General features: G+C 61.2%; 20 protein-coding genes and 1 tRNA gene. 18 read left to right on the forward strand and 3 right to left on the reverse strand.

Translation table 11 applies throughout. The annotated features are described in order from the left end of the window. A partial coding sequence (locus tag HRF45_13035) for a hypothetical protein (protein MEP0767447.1) occupies positions 1-1,879 on the forward strand: 1,879 nt, incomplete at its 5' end. On the opposite strand, the gene HRF45_13040 is transcribed toward HRF45_13035, so the two are convergent. Next, the gene (locus HRF45_13040) at positions 1,874-3,274 is read right to left on the reverse strand and encodes an endonuclease/exonuclease/phosphatase family protein (protein ID MEP0767448.1); all 1,401 of its coding nucleotides are present in this window, start codon (positions 3,272-3,274) and stop codon (positions 1,874-1,876) included. The two genes, HRF45_13035 and HRF45_13040, sit on opposite strands and share 6 nt — an antisense overlap. Before the next feature lie 231 nt (positions 3,275-3,505). On the opposite strand from HRF45_13040, the gene HRF45_13045 reads away from it, so the two are divergent. Then, entirely contained in the window at positions 3,506-3,817 is a 312-nt protein-coding gene (locus tag HRF45_13045; GenBank protein ID MEP0767449.1) for an SdpI family protein, read from the forward strand. Between the two features lie 3 nt (positions 3,818-3,820). Here the strand turns inward: HRF45_13045 and HRF45_13050 are convergent, their stop codons facing one another. Then, positions 3,821-4,543, reverse strand: a complete 723-nt coding sequence (locus tag HRF45_13050) for a phenylalanine 4-monooxygenase (GenBank protein MEP0767450.1) — start codon at positions 4,541-4,543, stop codon at positions 3,821-3,823. Positions 4,544-4,640: 97 nt separating this feature from the next. On the opposite strand from HRF45_13050, the gene HRF45_13055 reads away from it, so the two are divergent. The 5 genes from HRF45_13055 (at position 4,641) to HRF45_13075 (ending at position 7,710) form a co-directional block, all read left to right on the forward strand. Continuing rightward, on the forward strand, positions 4,641-5,468 hold the full coding sequence (locus tag HRF45_13055) for a 6-carboxytetrahydropterin synthase (protein MEP0767451.1): 828 nt from the start codon (positions 4,641-4,643) through the stop codon (positions 5,466-5,468). Position 5,469: 1 nt separating this feature from the next. Then, positions 5,470-6,036, forward strand: coding sequence for a GTP cyclohydrolase I FolE (gene folE, locus HRF45_13060; GenBank protein ID MEP0767452.1), 567 nt, complete (start codon positions 5,470-5,472; stop codon positions 6,034-6,036). A gap of 56 nt (positions 6,037-6,092) precedes the next feature. Next, the gene (locus tag HRF45_13065; protein ID MEP0767453.1) at positions 6,093-6,251 is read left to right on the forward strand and encodes a hypothetical protein; all 159 of its coding nucleotides are present in this window, start codon (positions 6,093-6,095) and stop codon (positions 6,249-6,251) included. A 338-nt stretch (positions 6,252-6,589) separates the two neighbouring features. Beyond that, positions 6,590-7,015, forward strand: coding sequence for a hypothetical protein (locus tag HRF45_13070; GenBank protein MEP0767454.1), 426 nt, complete (start codon positions 6,590-6,592; stop codon positions 7,013-7,015). Next, the gene (locus HRF45_13075) at positions 7,012-7,710 is read left to right on the forward strand and encodes a hypothetical protein (protein MEP0767455.1); all 699 of its coding nucleotides are present in this window, start codon (positions 7,012-7,014) and stop codon (positions 7,708-7,710) included. Before HRF45_13070 ends, HRF45_13075 begins: the two co-directional genes overlap by 4 nt. Positions 7,711-7,895: 185 nt before the next feature. Here the strand turns inward: HRF45_13075 and secG are convergent, their stop codons facing one another. Beyond that, positions 7,896-8,147, reverse strand: coding sequence for a preprotein translocase subunit SecG (gene secG, locus HRF45_13080; GenBank protein ID MEP0767456.1), 252 nt, complete (start codon positions 8,145-8,147; stop codon positions 7,896-7,898). A 138-nt stretch (positions 8,148-8,285) separates the two neighbouring features. Here secG and HRF45_13085 point away from each other — a divergent pair. The 11 genes from HRF45_13085 (at position 8,286) to HRF45_13135 (ending at position 17,971) form a co-directional block, all read left to right on the forward strand. Next, positions 8,286-8,372 (forward strand) — tRNA-Leu (locus tag HRF45_13085). Positions 8,373-8,446: 74 nt separating this feature from the next. Further along, positions 8,447-8,605: a 50S ribosomal protein L34 gene (gene rpmH, locus HRF45_13090; GenBank protein ID MEP0767457.1), complete on the forward strand. Its 159-nt coding sequence runs from the start codon at positions 8,447-8,449 to the stop codon at positions 8,603-8,605. A gap of 8 nt (positions 8,606-8,613) precedes the next feature. Beyond that, positions 8,614-8,958, forward strand: coding sequence for a ribonuclease P protein component (rnpA, locus tag HRF45_13095; GenBank protein MEP0767458.1), 345 nt, complete (start codon positions 8,614-8,616; stop codon positions 8,956-8,958). After that, complete coding sequence (gene yidD, locus HRF45_13100; protein ID MEP0767459.1) at positions 8,955-9,170, forward strand: membrane protein insertion efficiency factor YidD; 216 nt, start codon at positions 8,955-8,957, stop codon at positions 9,168-9,170. The genes rnpA and yidD overlap by 4 nt, the downstream gene beginning before the upstream one ends. A gap of 50 nt (positions 9,171-9,220) precedes the next feature. Continuing rightward, a complete protein-coding gene (locus tag HRF45_13105) occupies positions 9,221-10,381 on the forward strand; it encodes a membrane protein insertase YidC (protein MEP0767460.1) in 1,161 nt (386 codons plus the stop codon). Between the two features lie 23 nt (positions 10,382-10,404). Next, positions 10,405-11,244 carry a KH domain-containing protein gene (locus tag HRF45_13110; protein ID MEP0767461.1) on the forward strand — a complete coding sequence of 280 codons (840 nt, stop codon included), beginning with the start codon at positions 10,405-10,407 and terminating at the stop codon, positions 11,242-11,244. A 311-nt stretch (positions 11,245-11,555) separates the two neighbouring features. Then, complete coding sequence (locus tag HRF45_13115; protein ID MEP0767462.1) at positions 11,556-12,407, forward strand: TIGR00159 family protein; 852 nt, start codon at positions 11,556-11,558, stop codon at positions 12,405-12,407. Between the two features lies 1 nt (position 12,408). Further along, a complete protein-coding gene (locus HRF45_13120; protein ID MEP0767463.1) occupies positions 12,409-13,356 on the forward strand; it encodes a hypothetical protein in 948 nt (315 codons plus the stop codon). A 41-nt stretch (positions 13,357-13,397) separates the two neighbouring features. Further along, positions 13,398-14,438, forward strand: coding sequence for a GNAT family N-acetyltransferase (locus HRF45_13125; protein MEP0767464.1), 1,041 nt, complete (start codon positions 13,398-13,400; stop codon positions 14,436-14,438). Positions 14,439-14,453: 15 nt separating this feature from the next. Next, positions 14,454-16,823, forward strand: a complete 2,370-nt coding sequence (locus tag HRF45_13130) for an MFS transporter (GenBank protein ID MEP0767465.1) — start codon at positions 14,454-14,456, stop codon at positions 16,821-16,823. A 479-nt stretch (positions 16,824-17,302) separates the two neighbouring features. Beyond that, positions 17,303-17,971 (forward strand): 3D domain-containing protein, encoded by a 669-nt coding sequence (locus HRF45_13135; protein ID MEP0767466.1) that lies wholly within the window; start codon positions 17,303-17,305, stop codon positions 17,969-17,971. Position 17,972: the final 1 nt, after the last annotated feature.

Raw genomic sequence — 17,972 nt, forward strand, 5'->3', positions numbered from 1 at the left:
CTACCCACCCGTGCCCTCCCTCCCATCCACGGCCGACCGGCTCGGCCTGTACGTAGAGGCGGAAGCTCCCTTCTGTTGGGTGGGTGCTGCGGACGACCTGCGGTTCGCTCCCCGCATCCTGCAGCTAGAGGCAGAGACGGTCGCACGTGACAGGAATCACCCATCGGTCTTCATGTGGTCCCTGTGTAACGAGAGCCGGTTCGGCTGGGCCTTCGAGCGGGCACACGAGTGGGTGAAGAAGTGGGACCCCTCACGGCCGTGTGGTGCGGCCACCAGTGCCGACCTCGAGATAGCTACCTTGCACAACCCGATGAGCGTCCAGCGCATCGAAGAACACGAAGGGCGCAACCTGCCGCTATTCTTCGACGAGAGCCTGTGCATCTTCCAAGGCATCTGGGGGGACTTCGGGGAGCTTTGGGTAGACCCCGGGCTGCGAGACCTATATGGCGTGCCGCTGATCGAGGTGATGCGCCGCTTCCTGGACAGCAAGACTACGCAAGGGTCCTTCATCTGGTGTTGGTCCGATGACCTAACCTGTATTCCGGGGCGCGGCTACGAGTATGGACGAGGCGCCCCACCCACGCTGTTCCTCGACGCCGACTACAAGATGCAGGGACGCGGGATCGTCGGCGACGCCCCGTGGGGCGTTGTGGATGGATGGAGGCGGGAGAAGCCCGAGTTCTTCCACGTTCGCAAACTGCACTCGCCCATCGCCGTGCTCGGCGGGCCGTATGTGATGGAAGGTAATCGCGTGGAAGTGGAGGTCGAGAACCGATACGACTTCACCGACCTCTCCGAGTTGTCCGTCCGCTGGAAGATGGGTGAGGAAATCGTCACTGCCACCCATCCTCTGCCCCCCCACTCACGCGGACGGATCGGTGTTCAGCTACCTCGCCGCCTCACTGACGGCGAGGCCATCAGCCTCGTGTTCGTAAAGGATTCGGTGGAGGTGGACAGGGTCACGCTCGTCGTCGGCGGGTCCGCAAGGCCCCAGCCGCCGGTGACGCGCGGCTTTGGCGAGCGGCTGGTCTTGACAGAAGAGGCCGCCCTGAACAGCGATTCCTACCGCATCACCGGTGATGGGTTCGACCTCGCCATTGGCAAGGGTGCGCCCGGTTCATACGGCCATATGGGTGGACGGCTGAGACGCTGCACGGTAGACGGCGAGACGGTGTTGCTTGAACTGCCTTCTCTTCACGTTCTGCCAACGGGGAGACCGCTCGCGCCGCTACTGGACGAGCGCTCGTGGCGATTGTCGAGCCTGAGCGTGTCGCCGGAAGGGGCGGGTGTGCGCATCCGAATCGAAGGCGAGTATCAGGACCTAAAAGGGGGCTACGACTACCTAGTGCAACCCAACGGTGAGGTCGAGTGCTCCGCCGAGTTCATCTACTCGGGGCCCGACATACTCGCCCGCGAGGTGGGCCTACGCCTCTCCGTACCGCGCGATTGCGACACACTGGATTGGGAGCGCAGGGCCGAGTGGACGGACTATCCAGAGGATCACATCGGCAGGCCGCGTGGTTCGTCGCTGGCGTTCCGTAAGAGTGGAGACGGCGTGCCGCCGGAGAGGCCCTGGTCTTGGGACAATACGCCTCTCGGCTGCAACGACTTCCGCTCCACGAAGCGCAGCGTCTATTGGGCCTCGCTGCGTGCCGAGGGAGACCAAGGCGTCGCGGTATTGTCTGATGGAACGCAATCCGTCCGCGCCATGGTCGAGCCCGACCGTATCACCCTACACATCCTGCAGTGGTCGGGTGGCACGGGTGCGCGACTCTGGGAGTGGACCCAAAACTACGGCGAGGGGTCCCGTCTCGCTACCGGCGACATTATTCGGGTGCATGCCAAGCTTCGACTGCTGCGAGCGAGTGGCAACTCATAGATCGCCCTGCAGGCCGAAGTTGGTCAGCACGATGTTCAGGTCCACCAGGTCCACGGAGCCGTTCCACGTGAGGTCTCCCATCCCTCCGGGATTCCCGAAGTAGGTAAGTACTGTGTTCAGATCGGCCAGGTCCACGGCGTTGTTGCCATCGGCATCTCCGTTGCGCAGCGTGAAGTCCACGCCCGTGGTCGTCGGTCCGACTATGACCCGACTGGGTAGCACCTGACGCAGCCAATTCGGGAACTTCACGGCAACGTCGTACGTGCCTGCAGGCACGCCGCTGAGGCTGTAATCGCCAGAGGCGCCCAACGTGGCAAGGTCCGAGTGGAGAACCGTCTGCGTGCCGGGAGCGCGGAACTGCATCAGTGCCATCAAGCCGGCAGGCCCCACATAGTTTTCCAGCGTCACGCGGCCGGTCACGGTCGCCAGTCCTGCACCTGCGGTCACATCCAGTACGGTCCACACGGCATGATGATCCGAGGCGTTTGCGCTGTCTCCCGCGAACACCCCGGGCGGCGTGTTCTGTGCGCTGTTGAACACGCCTTTGCTGAGAACCGTCACGTTGTCCCTCACCCCGTTGTTCGGGGACACCATGATGTAGTCGAACCGCTGCGACGGCGTGGTGGAGCGCCAGGTTCGCTTGTCGCCGAACGGCTGCAGCGGGACTAGATCGTAGGTGGGCGTCTGAAGAACCGTCGTAATGGGCCAGTAAGTGTGTCCGTTAGGAAGCGTGGTGCCGAGCGGGTAAACCTTCGGCAAGTCGGCATCCTCGTTCTCATTGAAGTCGCCGGTAAGTACGATGGCGCTACCAGGATACAGCGAGGCCATGTAGTTCACGGTGTCCCGCGCGCCTTCCGCGTTGACTTGGCGGTTCTGAGCGTCCGTGGTAGTCCCGCCCGAGTCGAAGTGACCGGTGAACACTAGCAAGCCGTTCGTGCCGGGAACGTTGATTCGTGTCGAGGTAAACCCACGGCCGGGAGAGCCGATGTACACGTCCGTCGCACTATAGAACGGGTACTTGCTCACCACCGCACAGCTCGTGTAGCCGTCGGATCGGGTGTTCACGTACACGTAGTAGTTCACATCCCGCTGCGGCGAGGGTCCGTAGATGGTCAGGTAGGTCTGGATGAAAGTGTCTAGCGCCGCGCGCTGGTTGACCCAGTTCCAGCCAGAGGTGTTGCCACCTAGTTCCTGGATCAGCCAGATGTCGGGATCGAGGTAGTTGACGATCCGCGCCATGTACGGCTGAGCGGCCGAATTGGGGCTGTTGGCGCCGACCGCCCGCTTGATGTTCCAGTCGAGTATCTTGACTTCAGTCGCCCAAGCCGATGCGACAAGAGCTGCAAAGGCCAAAAACAGCGTAGCAATCCGATAAGTCCCCATCTCGTCCCCCATGACCTTACCAACGAGGAATGCGCCTATGTGGCGCTGGATGTAGTATGGCCTGTCGGGTGCCGATTCGTCACCGGTCCGGTGCCGATATCGTGCGGGTTGACAGACTCCCAGTCGAACGTGAACAATCTGCTAACACTTTTGCCGGCGCAACCGGACCGGTATCTCCACCGTAGGTTTATGGCTTAGCGATTACACCGATAGGGGGGTTTGACGACGGGAATGCTTCTTGTTATGGGAGTTTTGGGCCTGCTGATCTGTGTCGTCGGTCTGCCGCTCGCCGCCGGACGGGTCAAGCGCAATCCCTGGTACGGGTTCCGCACACCTAAGACACTTTCATCGGACGAGGTCTGGTACCCAGCTAACCGCTATGCGGGTCGTGCGCTCGCGGCAGCGGGAATCGCGACTGCCGGGCTCTCTGTTCTGACGCTCCCCCTGGCTTGGCTGCTGCCCGTCGAAATGGTGAACTGGTTCGCCTTGGTCATCCTCATGGTGCCGCTCGGTTGGGCAGTGGTCCGCTGCTTCGTATACCTCAGCAAGCTTTAGCGCCTATTGCAGCGCCGCAAGTCGCCCCAACTGCTCCTCCAAGGCCTCGTACACCTGCTCGAACGAGTCCACCACGAAGAGCAGCGGTTGATAGTGGTCAATCTCGAACGGCTGGTTCATCACCCGCTCTGCGTCGAAGGGCAGCTTCTCGACCGCGTCCGTTAGTGCATAGGCGCCTTCGCCCGGCGAGGAGCATAGCCCGGAGCCGTAGATCTTGATGCGACCGTCCTCAGAGATAAGGCCGAACTCGACGGTGAACCAGAAGAGGCGAGCCAGCCTCGTGCGCTCCTCTTCGCTCAAGTCCCCCATCCCCAGCTCGCCGAACTTCTGCAGGAAGTCTGCGAAAACGGGGTCCGTGTGCATCGGCACGTGTCCGAACACGTCGTGAAACATGTCCGGTTCCGGCAGGTAGTCGAGCTGGTCCTCCGGCCGGATGCTGATGGTGGTGGGGAACTTGCGCTGCGAAAGCGAAGTGAAGAACTCCTTCGCCGGGAGGTACCCGCCGACCGGAGCGGCCTGCCAGCCCGTCAGCGGCTCCAGCTTCGCGTTCACATCGCCAATCCGGGGCATGTGCATTGGGTCAAAACCAATGATATCGAGGCCACGGAGGAACGCGGCGCAGGCTTGGTCTGGAAGCGTCGCCATTCTGCGCTCGAATAACGTTGCCCAAGTGCGGTGGTGTGCCTCGGTGTACGCGCTGTAGTCCTGCTCGATGTACACGGTGATCGCCCTCCCCTTCGCGAACGCTCGACATTATTTAGCATAATAAAAGAAAGAATGCAAGTCACGTGCCCCGTCGGCCACTGCGTTCGAGGATCACTACATGGCAATGCACCGGGTTACACGCGCTGTGCACTTCAGCGCCGCCCACAACTTTTGGCTCGATGCACTTAGCGAAGCGGACAACCGGGCCGTCTTCGGGTCCACGGCGTCGCCCTGGCCGCACGGGCACGACTATCGCGTGGAACTGACCGTCGAGGGCGGTGTCTGCTCGAACACCGGCATGGTGGTGAACCTGGCGAACCTCGACGCATTGCTCCGAGAGCGCGTGGTCAACCCGCTGAACGGCACTTGGCTCAACAAGCAGGTGCCCGAGTTCGGCCAACGTCCTCCGTCTTTGGAGGTCCTCGCTCCCTACCTGTACGCCCGTCTTGCGGAGGGCGTGGGACCGCTGACCATCACTCGGCTTCGGCTGGTCGAGTCCCCCTATCTATCTCTGGATTACCTGCCGCATGAGGAGGAGAAGATGCTGATGACCCGAAGGTACGACTTCTGCGCGGCGCATCGGCTGCACAACCCGGCTCTGAGCGACGAAGAAAATGTCGCCATCTTCGGCTCGTGCAACAACCCCTATGGTCACGGGCACAACTACGTGCTCGAGGTCACGTTGGCAGGAAGCCCCGATCCTGTGACGGGACTGATGTTGGACCTGGACACTCTGGACCGCGTGGTCCACGAGGAGGTCGTCGAAGTCTTGGACCACCGCTACCTGAACGTGGAAGTCCCCGAGTTCCACGATTTGGTCCCCACCACCGAGAACCTGTGCAGAGTGATCTGGGATCGCCTCGTGGGGAAGGTCCCGGGCAGGCTGCACAAGGTCGGCATCCACGAGACGCCGAACAACTTCTTCGAATACGTGGGGGACGAGTGAGATGGGAGACAACTTGGAGCAGATCTATCGCAACCTGCTGACCGAGATCGGAGAGAACCCGTCGCGAGAAGGCCTGCTGCTGACCCCCGGCCGCGCTGCCGAGGCCATGAGATACCTCACCCGCGGCTACTCGATGGACCTGCGCGAAGTGCTGAACGACGCTTTCTTCGAGGCAACCGGAGACGGCATGGTGATCGTGCGCAACGTAGAGTATTTCAGCCTGTGCGAGCACCATCTGTTGCCGTTCTTCGGGCGCGTTCATGTGGGCTATATCCCGCGTGAGAAGATCATCGGGCTGAGCAAGATAGGGCGCGTGGTGGACGTCTTCGCCCGGCGCCTACAAGTTCAGGAGCGCATGACGACCCAGATCGCCGAGGCGATTGACTACGCTATTCGGCCCGAGGGCGTGGCTGTGGTAGCCGAGGGAAGGCACCTGTGCATGATGGCGCGAGGCATCGAAAAGCAGCACTCCAGCGTGATGACCAGCCACGTCATCGGCGTCTTTCGCGACGACTCCGCGACTCGAAACGAGTTCCTTTCGCTCATCCGCCGCGACCCGGACGAGTAGTCTTAGGGTCCAATCCCCAACCCGCCTAGCCGACAATGGTGCTTGGTGAAGCAGCAATGATGGTTGCCGTGATCCTCTACGCCCTAACGGCGTTCATCTTCTACATCGTTCTTACGCGCGTCGCCGCCCGCGAGCCCGATGCGATGTCCTCGGCCGATACCAAGTGGCCCGACCGCCTCGGGCTGGACGCGGAATCCACGAAGCGCGCCGCATAACCCCGCCGCGCCACACCTCCGCTACAACCCCACTGTCACTTTGAGGCGAAGTCGGGAAGCCCCTTTCTGAACACGCCTTCGGCTGTCCCCTTTGGTGCTTCGGCATTGCTGGCTCGCATCGATAACTTAGCATGCCACTTGCCAATATAAATGGTGAGGGATAAGAAGCATTGACTCACCTGTGCTTGTGCCTCGCTTGCTTCTCTCGAGGTCACTTCGACGGCCACGCCGATCATAGGCCTTAAGTCCTATTTGCCAAGGTAATGAACGGGCACTCCGTGGAGAACCTTATAGTTGTGTTGGCAATCCAGATTGCAGGCTGAAGGTGGTGGCGGGCAATGAACCGGTGGTCCATAATTCATCCTCAGGTACAGATTAGTGCCATAGCATGGGCGTTTGCGCTGCTTGCTACAGCCTCTGCCCAAGTCAACTCCGACATGGCAGCCGGGGGGCTGCCCGACCCTGATCCGCTAACGACAGGCCTCCGCGATGCCGTCGGATGGCCACCAACCGACAGTGAGGCGGGACACCGTGTGGTGGTGTTTCCCGGCGAACTCCTGTTCCTGATGACGGATACGCCGCATGACTCAGGGTACGCGCCATGGGTCCCGCCGACTCCCGGGGCGGAAATCGTGACTCCGGGTGAGGCTTTCGTAAGCTATTGGCACGCCTACGGCGGCGAAGTCCTTGCGGTTGATCATGAGAGTATTCTTTATCGCGCCCCCACCGAGCCAGGCATCGCTTTCTTTGGGAGGCTCGTATGAAGCGAAGATGGTTTGCACCGCTCGTGATTGCGGTAGTGGGTGTGGTCATCGTGGGTACGGTGACCTGGGCGCTTCGTGGCCGCGGCACCACTGATGAAACACAAACTGCTCAGCCCGTGGCCTCGTGGCTGGTGCTGGAGCCTGGGACCGAAGTTCTATTCGAGCTGAGCCGTCCAGTCGATCCGAGCGATTATCCGCCCGCTCGCACTCTACCGGACGGAACGGAATACATTCCCCCTCCTCGACCAAAGGATGGGAAGTATTGGGCGAGGAGTGGTCTGATGTTGCGGTGGTTGGGGATGGGCGTCGTCTGGGCTACCAAAAACCAAGTGCTCTACGTGGCGCCTGATGCCCCCGCGGTTTTGGACGGGCTAGAGCTCTACCGTGCTTGGTTCGGCGATCTGCTTGTAGATACTTCCGCAAAAGCATCGCCCGTGATTGAGCGAAAGCCGGAAGCCCGGCTGTTCGTTGTAACCAAAGGCAATCCTTCTTTGGAGGCCCGTGGGATGACACCGGAACAGGCAGGTCCGGACTACTGGTGGGGAGAAGGCTCTGTGCGCCTGCGCATCGTTTCGATGCGATCCAAGGAACAAGCCGGCACGGACAGAGGCGTTCCTGCATGGCACGGCGGAAGCGAGTCTACGAAAAATCCCGACGGCAGCACCGAAGTGAGACCACTGTATCACGACCACTGACCACGGGAGTCGAGCCTGCTCCGCTGCTGTAGCAACGGCGACCCACTCGGTTACCGGAGATCGAGGCCTCGACCCGCAATCGTCCGGTGACCTCGTCGGCTGCCAGCCGCAGGGCTGAGGCTAGGACAGTGCCAAACACCCCTCCCTGAATCGGTCTGGCCGAGCCACTCTGGGGCTTGGAGCGCCTACGCGCCGAGCTTGATGCGGGCGGCGATGATCTGCATCACCAGCGTCACCACCATAAACGCGATACCCGTACCGAGCGTGATGCGCGAGATGAAGTCATCGAAGCCGGGCTTGCCCTTGTAGGTTGTCCGGACCGCCGCCGAGGCGCCCGTCAACCCCCCGGCCTTCGCTCCCTGGAAGGTGACCAGGACGGTGAAGATGACCGCTATCAGGACGTCAATCCACAGAAGAAAAGAGTAAACGTGCTGCAAATCTCGCTCCCAGAATGGGCCGCCGTCTGCCGGCAAGGAACCCGCCGAAAAAGCAGTGTACCCCAGCCTCGCCCCCGCCGTCCGACGAACCCGGCCCACTTGACTTCTACGGCGTGGTCGGGTACCTTTTTTATTCCCGCCGACCTGGTGAAATTGGTAAACACGCTGGCTTCAGGTGCCAGTGCTCGCAAGGGCTTGGGGGTTCGAGTCCCCCGGTCGGCACCACCTTCCTCCCTCTGCGCCCTCGCAACGCGCCGCTGGGTGGACGGGTATAATGCGCGGGCAATCAAGGGCGGAATATGAAGCGAACGTACCAACCGAACAACCGACACCGGCATCGCACGCACGGCTTTATGGTGCGGATGCGAACCAAAGACGGGCAGAGCGTCCTGAAGGCGCGGCGGCGTAAGGGACGGCATGAGATTGCCGTCGTGCGCAAGAAAAAGCTCGTCAAGTAAGCGACATTGTGCTTCCCCGACACGCTCGTCTGCGGAAGCGGTCGGACTTCGCGAAGGTATATGCGGAAGGCCGGTTCGCACATTCCCCGATCCTTACCCTTCACATCCGCAGACGAGCGGACGCGGAGGGGCCGCGTATTGGGGTTGTTGCCAGTCGGAGGTTGGGCAAGTTGGCCAGGAGGGTGTTGTGGAAACGGCGCGTGAGGGCGGCGCTCGAAAAGCGCCTGGGCAAGATCGCAGCAGGACTAGACCTGATCTTCGTCCTTCGCCCGGCGATCCTCATGGCGGAGTTCGAGCAGATCGACTCCAGCGTGGAGGATCTGCTAAAGCGGATGGGGGCGATGAGCGCATGACTTTGGCCCAACGGGCGCTGACCTCGACGATCCGAGGCTACCAGAAGGTCTCGCGCTTTACGCCACCCGTCTGCATCTATAGCCCGACGTGCTCGGAATACGCCGCGCAGGCCATACGGAAGTACGGAGCTCTGAAGGGCCTATATCTCGCACTGCGCAGAGTCCTGCGCTGTCACCCGTTCGGCAAAGGAGGATACGACCCCGTCCCGTGATGCGGTCTTGAATGATGAGCCAAAGGCCACAGCAACAAGGTCCCAACTGGATGACGATGCTGCTCTTCTTCATCGTCGCCTATCTCGGCATCACCCTTTTGGTGGGCGGGCGCCAGCAGCCTCAGCAAGAGGTCCGCTCGGCGCAGGACATGCTCACGACGGTTCAGAAGGAGTTCGCCAAGCCAGCCCCGGACGATCTCGTCATCAAGCAGCATCTCGACAGCTTGGCTCGGCACTATCCGGAAAGCAAGGAGCGCGCCGAGGCTTGGTCCGTGTACGCTCGCGTCCTCGAGGACAAGGGCAACCTGAAGGATATCCCTAAGCGCAATCACTACCTCGACCTTGCCGAACAGGAGTACACCAAGTTCCGCAGCACCATGCCCGAGCAGTATGAGCGCCTGGTGCCCAAAGGCAAGTTGGACGAGTTGCATGCCGAGTTGAATCGGCGTTACCGGGTGGAGCCGACCTGGGGCATCGGTATCGGGTATCAGTTCATTGACGGGGTGGTCCGTGCAACGGGGCGCATTCCGTGGTTCTCCTATGCCTTCGCGACTTTGGTGATCGCCATCGTGGTGCGAGCTCTCACCTATCCGTTTGCGCAGTCGAGCTTCAAGATGATGCGTCAGATGCGGGCTCTGCAGCCGGTGTTGGAGAAGCTGAAGGAGCGATACGAGGGTAGGGAACTGCTCGAGAAGCAGCAGGAGGTTTTTCGCCAACAGGGGGTCAACCAGTTCTCCGGTTGCCTCGCTATGTTCCTCCCGCTCCCGTTCATGATCTGGGTGTACCACGTCATGCGGGCCTATCGGTTCGAGTTCGAGCAGGGCACGTTCCTTTGGATCAACCCCACGATCTCGAAGGCGACCGGTGGGCTGGTGGGCCCCAACCTCGGCACCCACGACCACCTGCTTCTGATTCTTTATGCGCTCAGCATGTACGTCACGCAGCGGATGATGGTAACGGACAAGGCGCAGGAGAAGCAGCAGAAGGTTACCGCCCTGGTATTCAGCGCAGTCTTTCTGGTAATGATGTACTTCTGGAGGTTGCCGAGCGCGTTTCTGCTCTATTGGCTCGCGTTCAACATCCTAAGCACCGCGCAGCAGGTATGGGTCAATAAGCAGCCTATGCCAGCGCCGGTGTTCGAGTTGCCGGAAGTCGTCGGTGGCGGAAAGGGTACGGGAGTGCCCAAGCAGCACAAGAAGAGGCGGCGCTAGAACCGCCCGGTTGGAGGGTTCTCGTGGAGCGAACAGTCGAAGCATCGGGCAAAACCCTGGAAGAAGCGAAGAACGCCGCGATGAAGTTGCTCGGCGTCACCGACCCCTCGCAGGTGGTCTTCGAGGAGCTGCCCGACAAAAAGGGTCTGTTCAACTTCGTGTACAAGCGTGTCAGAGCGACCGTCGGTGAGGCACGCCCCAAGGAAAGCATCGTAGCCCCAGCACCACCGCCCAAGACCCCAGAGCCGCACAAGCCGGCACAGCCGAAGGCGGCCCCGAAACCGGCTCCCCCCCCGGCGGCCAAGAAGTCGGAACTCCCACCAGCGACCGATGCCGAGATTCAGGAACTCCTCGCCGTGGCCCTTGGCCCGGACGAGGATGCACCGCCGGTGTCAATACCAGAGACGGCTGTAGACGAGGCCGTCGCCCTGCTCAGCGCCATTGTTTCCGCTGCCGAGATGCAGGTGCAAGTCAGTCACTTGAAGACCGAAGGCCGGTACATCCACCTGAACCTATCGGGGCCTGATCTCCCGCACCTTATCGGGCGCAAGGGAGTGGTGATCGACTCTCTCCAGTACTTGGCTAACGTCATCTTCTGCAAAGAACATGTCGGGGTTCGGCTCGTGCTAGATGGCGACGGCTATCGCACCAAGCGTGCGCTGACGCTTAGAAAGCTGGCATTGGAGCTAGCTCAGCATGTGGCAAAGACCTCGGAGGAGGCAGAGCTGGAGCCGCTGCCGGCTCATGAGCGGCGAATCGTTCATAGGGTGCTGCGGGACGAGCAGGCTGTGACCACGTACAGCGAGGGTCTGGAGCCGGATCGACGCGTGGTTATTTCACCGCGCAGCCTCTCCAGCAGCTAATGGCGCGAACCGGGCGAGCAAAGCTCGCAAAGTTGCCGCTAGCGAGCAGGCTATAGTCGGGTTATAAAGAGCATGCGTTCTACATAGGGACACAGTGAGTGAGGTTGACCCCTCGCTCCTCCCGACCTCTAACTGTGCTCGGCATACCGGCTGGCTGGTGTGCCTTTTTTTTTGCCTCCGCCATCCGCTTCCCGGCCTACCCTATCCGAACCTACTCCGGGATATACTTGTACTCACCCGAAGACCATCGCCTAGCATTCCGTCATGCTCGCGGCTGGGGGGTGTCGAGGGGCGCGCATGGGAGGCGCGGTTTGCAGGAGTTCTGGGAAGCAATCACGGGGCTGGGGGCGCGGTCGCTGCTGCGAGCCGTGGAGTTCCTGATTGTCTGGTACGTCATCTACCGCCTTCTGCTTCTCGTTCGCGGCACTCGGGCCTGGCCGATCATGGGCGGATTGCTGATCTTCGCCATCGTGTACGGGCTCAGCGCCTATCTCGAGATGACCACACTGCATTACATCCTGGAGAAAGCCACGGTCGTGGGTGGTCTGGCCCTAGTCGTTTTGTTCTTCCCTGAGCTTCGTCAGGTTCTCGAGCAATTCGGAAGCGTCGGTCCGTGGACGGGAAGCCGTCTGTTCAGCGGCACGGACACGCCGGCAGAAGTCGTTGAGGAAATCGTTTCTGCCACGGCCGAGATGTCCAAGAATCGTGTAGGTGCCTTGATCGTCGTGGAGCGCACCAGCCAGCTTGCAGATGTGGCCAAGACCGGAGTGGCGCTGGACGCCAAGGTGTCCGCGCCGGCAATCGCCAGCCTCTTCTTCTCGGGCAATCCCCTGCACGACGGGGCGGTGATTATCCGGGGTGCACGGATTGTGGCCGCGGCCTGCGAGCTACCCATGCCGGAGAGCCATCCGCATCCCGAGTACCATATGCGGCACCGGGCTGCAATCGGGGTGACCGAGCGCACCGACGCCGTGTCTATCGTGGTGTCCGAAGAAACGGGCCGAATATCGGTTGCACAGCACGGCGAGATGCAAAGCGGGCTACCAGTCGCCGCGCTTCGCACCTACTTGCTTGCTCACCTAATACCGTCTGGCAAAGTGTCATCGTTGTTAGGCGTGCGCCTGCAGGCCGCACGTCGCAAGTGGCTGAGGAAAGGAGCCTAAAGTGAAATTCCTCAGGCATAACCTGGCCGAGAAGATGATGGCAATCGCGCTGACGTTCCTGCTGTTCTATACCGTAGACAGGGCACAGACCCCAGATAGGCAGATGTCGCTGACCAAGCGCGTGGAGTACGAGAACGTGCCGAAGGGCCTCAAGGTCGTACATGGCGATGATGTCACCATTCGACTGACAGTTACAGGTGACCGAGCCAGTGTGGATGCCATCACCGCTTCCGACCTCGATAGTGTTAGAGTTTCGGTATCACTAGGGAACGGAAAGCGTGGTACCTCCTCCTACCCCGTCTCGCTTTCTATCCCCCCGGATCTCCTCGAGAACCTTAGTTGGCAGGTGGACCGCCGTAGAGTGGATGTTACGCTCGTCGCCGAGACCGACATCACGGTTCCGGTGGAAGCGGTGCCGACTAAGCCTATGCCCTCGGGGCTCGATCCGAGTGATTGGATTGCCGAGCCGGAGCAGGTGATCGTTTCGGGCAACGAGCGCGATGTGGATCGTGTTGCACGCGCTCGAATTCTGTTTGACCCGACTGACCCGACGGGCGCTGCCGAACTACGCCCCATCGAGCTGGTCTCGCGCTCGGGGGCCACGGTGCGCGGTGACCTAACCGTCTCACCGGCTAAGGGGCGTGTGATCCCTGCTTCGGCCGAGCTGCGGACGAAGCGTGTGGCAGTCAGCCCACGATGGAAGGGAAGATTGCCCTTTGGATACCGGCTGACAAGCTTTCGCATCACCCCTGGGCAGGCGTTGGTGCGTGGGCCGGGAGTAGCGTTGGCGAAACTGGATGAACTCGCTACGGAGCCCATAGACCTGTGGGGCATAACATCCAGTCGCACCGTAACCGCATCCATCGCCACGCCGATCGGTGTGACGATTCTCGACTCCACTACCGTGGAGATCCGAGTGGACGTGGAACAGACGGAGGGAACCGAATAGCTGCCCATCGGCTCGAGTCGCGTCCCGCGACATCCGGCACGGTGGGTGCCGTCCTGGAACTCATCTGCAAGGCATTCGATGTAGACAGACAAGCGGCCGAGCCGATCTTCTTTGCCGACCCCTTCTTCGATCTGTCCCACAAGTGGCTGCTCTTCGACGGAGAGCAACCTGTTTCTACTGCCACCGTGGTACCGCTGGAGATGCAGATGGGCGGTTGGTACATGCGATGCGCCGGCATCGCGGGAGTCGCCACCGACCCATCGCAGCAGGGCAAAGGATATGCTAGCAGACTCCTCCGCGATCTGTTAGTTGCCCTGCCCGAGATGGGCTATGTCGCTGCAGCTCTCGTTCCAAACCGTCGGCCAATCTACGAGCGTCTCGGATTCGTCATGGTAGGAGAGAGGATACGTGCCCGCCTGACTCCACCGATTCGTGGTATTGGGGGACCGGCACGTTGGGCATCGTGGGAGGACGCGGACTTGCTCGCTCGTCTCTACCGTCTGCACGGAGGTCACAGGCTGGGGGCACTGCGACGCGGTGAGGAGCGCTGGCACTATGTGCTATGGCAGAACCCAAGGATTGCGCTCTTCGGCGACCCACCGGCTGGCTATGCGGTGCTGTCCGAAGAGCCCGGTGCCCTGGTGGTGAAGGAGGTCATGCCGCCCGCGCCATATGCACTTCCACCCAGTCTGCTCGACCATCAGACCATCTCGATTACCGGGCGGGTGGAGGATCTCGACGGATGGATTGCGGCCGGCTACGGGCTGATCGAGCCCCCCGTGTACGAGGACCACTTCATGGCACGCATCCTCGACCTCCCCGAGGTCATACGATGCCTGGCGCGTCTTCGCCCTGAGATGAGCAACGTGGTGGCAGCCGCCGACGACATCATCCCACGCAATTCGATCTCCCTCCGGTTCTCGGAGGGCACGGTCATGCAGAGCGACTCGGCCGCCGAGCAAGTCCCCATAGGCAATCTCACCCGCGCGCTCTTCTGCGGTGCGGAAAACGATCCTATTAGGTCACTTGGTCTCTTTCCGCCAAGGCGCTCCTTCAGCCTATACCCTTGCGACTACTTCTGATGCTAGACTTCGCCGGTGTCCGCAGAGCCGCAGCCGCTCAACCGTCACGAGGTGCTGCGCGGTATCCGGATGGCAAATCTGGATGCCGGGCTTTATACCGCCTTCATCGCCTTCTCCACCGGCGCATTCGTCATTGGGTTCGCCCGACATCTAGGGCTGAACGACTTCTGGCTTGGCGTCCTGATCTCCATGCCCGCGCTCGTTGGCCTGTTTCACGTGCCTGGCTCCATCTGGGCGGACATGTTTCCGAGTCGGCGGACGCTCTGTGTGCCGATGGCGTTGGCGCACAGGGTTTTCTGGGCATGTATCGCAGTGCTGCCGTTCCTGCCGGCGCACTATCCGCGAGGCGCAATGCTCATGTTCTTCATGACGCTCGCGGCACTGTCCGTCACACTCATCAACTCGACTTTCCTCGCCTGGCTTGGCGACCTGGTCTCCGAGAAACACCGTGGGTGGTTCTTCGGGCGCAGGACCGCAGTCTGCGGCTGGGTGGCAGTGCTCGTCTCGATCCCCGCCGGCCTGTTGGTGGATACTGTCATCCGCGAGAAGGGCCCGTCCATCGGCTATGGTGTCACGTTCGGCATCGGAACGGTCGCCAGCTTGATGTCCTTTTACTTCTTCGCCCGCATCCCCGAGCCACCGCGCGCGACCAAGGTCAAGCGAACACTGCGTGAGGCGACCGAGTCTGTCCGGTCGGCGTTCCTGGATCGCAACTACCGCAGCGTGATCCTGTTCTCGTTAGCGTTCGCGTTCGCAGTAGGGTTCCCCTCGGCGTTCTTTGCGGACTACATGCTGAAACAACTCAAGATGTCCTTCACCATGATCCAGGTGATAGGGACGGTGACATCACTGTCGTCCATCTCCTCGACGAAGCTTTGGGGCTTTCTCAGCGACCGTTTCGGCAGCAAGCCTATCCTGATTATCTCCTGCGCCGGGATCACGCCGCTGCTTCTATTCTGGGTGGCGTGCAGCCCGGACCACTTGCAGCTCTCCTATATCTACCTGTTCATCGCGCACGTCTTGGGAGGGGTGTTCTGGGCCGGCGTCGGTATCGCACATACCAAGCTGATGATCGAGGCGGCGCCGAAGGAACACCAGACGGTGGCCGTGGGAGCGGTGTCCACGGTCAACGCCTTGGCCATGGGAATCGCACCTGCGCTGGCCGGTGCACTCATGCAGTCCATGAAAGGGGTCTTCGCCGACGAGTTTCGCTACGAGACCATCTTCCTTATCACCGTGGTGATGCGCACTGCGGTCTTCTTCTCCGCATTCCTCATCAGTGACCCCAGGGCTACTCGGGTGCGAGAGGTGATGTCGCAGCTAGGAGCAGTCCGCCCGAGCGGGATGTTGGCACTGCGAAAGCTGGGTACCCGTCATGACAAGCAGAGCCGCGAGGCTGCCATCGAGCAGCTCGGCCAGGTGAAGATGGGAATGGCAGTCGAGGAACTGGCGGTCGCACTGGACGATCCTGAGCCTTCCGTCCGTAAGAAGGCGCTTGCTGCCCTCAGTCAGATCGGTGGAACCAAAGCGTCCGAGTTGATCCTACAGCACATGCGGGAGCACCCGGAATACGCCGATGAGGACGCGGTCTCCGCACTAGCTGATATCGGGACCGAAGAGGGTGTCCAATCCATCGCACGATTGTTGTCGAGCCCGAGCCCGGGGCTTCGGCTTGCCGCCGCTCGTGCCCTCGGGCGGGCCGGAGGACCGATCGCAGTACAGGCTCTGAGCGAGGTAGCGGACAGTACCGAGGACCCGGACCTCCGACGGACGGCGTTGCGTGCCCTCGGGAACACGCAATCGCCTGAGGGCTATGCAGCCATTCAGCGCGGCCTTGAAGCCTCGGAGGCCAGTATCCGTCTCGTCGCCGCCGAGGCCGTAGCCACGTTGAATATACGCGCTGCGGCCGACACGCTGAGACGGCGACTCCTCGACGAAGAGGGATCGGTCGCAGCGGAGATGGCTTATGCCCTCGGCGTCGTCGGTGATACGAGCGACTTCGACACGATCGGTGATGTTGTCGCCCGCATGGAGCCCGGCATGGCACGACAGAGAGCTGTGCTCGGCTGGGCAAAACTTCTCGGGGTCGAGCGCGAACTGTACAAGCTACTTGTTCTGCGCGGGATGGACCGCGACGCTGCGGTCTTGCAGGCCCTGCGGGCCAAGCGACGCCATGAGCCTGCGTATCGCCTGGCGGCACATAGGTACGCTCAAGGCGACGAGGGGGGCGCGCTTCGAGCCCTTGCCGAAGCATCCGATGCTAACCCGTGGATTCGGCGGCTCTTGCGGTCGGAGACCACGGAGTCTTTCCTGCTTGCAGTCGGGCTGCTGGAACGAGAGGGCCGATCCGGCACGCATCTTGCAGGTAGCACGGCAGACCAATAGCAGACATCGCCAATTACAAAGAAGAGACGATCAGGTCTCCTCTCAACCACCCAAACGGTTCTCGCCTCTGCGGGGTTCTGCAGAGGCCATTTTCTTGCGTGCCGAGGGCGGCCTCCATCGCCCCCGGCGATCCTTTCGCAGAGAGCAGAGGACGGTCGTCCGTACGGGTTGTCGGCTAGTGGAGCAGGCTCGAGCACGTGTTATAAACCGCCACCTCCGATTGGCACGCCGTGTGCAGCATCCGCAGATCATACGAAATACCCACTTCTCCGGGGCATGGTTGGCTACACAGCCTTCACATGCCATCCACCACCGCAATCCAGCCCTATCGTAAGCTATGCGACGGGGCACTTTCTTTTGCCCGAAGCCAGTCTGGAATGGGTACTAAAGTAAGGGGTCTGTCTCGTGGATTTGACAGTCCCGCACTAGACGGGGTAGCCTAGCCAAACTTGCGCCAACGCAATAAGGAGGTGTCCCCAATGCGTTTGACGACAGTGGTTGGTTTGGGAGTGGCGGCTCTGCTACTTCTCGCAAGCGCGAAATCCGCGGTGAACAGCGGAACCGGGACGAAGACGGAAGCAAAACCGAAGGAGAACTTGGCCCAAGTGCTTCTATGGGAAGCCAAGGAAATCCCCTTCATCAAGGAATACATCCGCGATACGAACATCCCTCGCGGAAGCATCAAGAAGCATCGCGAAGGGAAGCCCGGACGGATCGTCCGGCTCTATTGCAGGCTAATAGGCCCCAAGGGCGTAGTGAAGAACGAAGTGTTGTTCGAGAACATCACGCCTCCCCAAAGCGAGCTGTATCTAGTCGGTATAGAAGGGTACAAGACCTCGCGAGGCTCCTTCTCCGGGCGAAAGGTGCTGATCATGAACGCCACGGCCTACGACCCGGGGCCGGCAAGCTGCGGGAAGTATGCGAGTGGCTATACCGCAACCGGCATTAAGGCCGAGTACGGCGTCGTCGCGGTGGATCCGAAAGTGATCCCGCTGGGCACTAGGTTGTACGTCGAGGGTTACGGCTACGCCATTGCTGCCGATGTGGGTGCAAAGGTGGATGGCTACGACATTGACCTCTGCTTCCCGACGTATCAGCAGGCCAAGGCTTTCGGCCGTAAGAAGGTCAAGGTACACATTCTCGACTGAC

The sequence above is a fragment of the Fimbriimonadia bacterium genome, assembly GCA_039961735.1.
In the GTDB taxonomy this organism is placed as follows: Bacteria; Armatimonadota; Fimbriimonadia; order Fimbriimonadales; family JABRVX01; genus JABRVX01.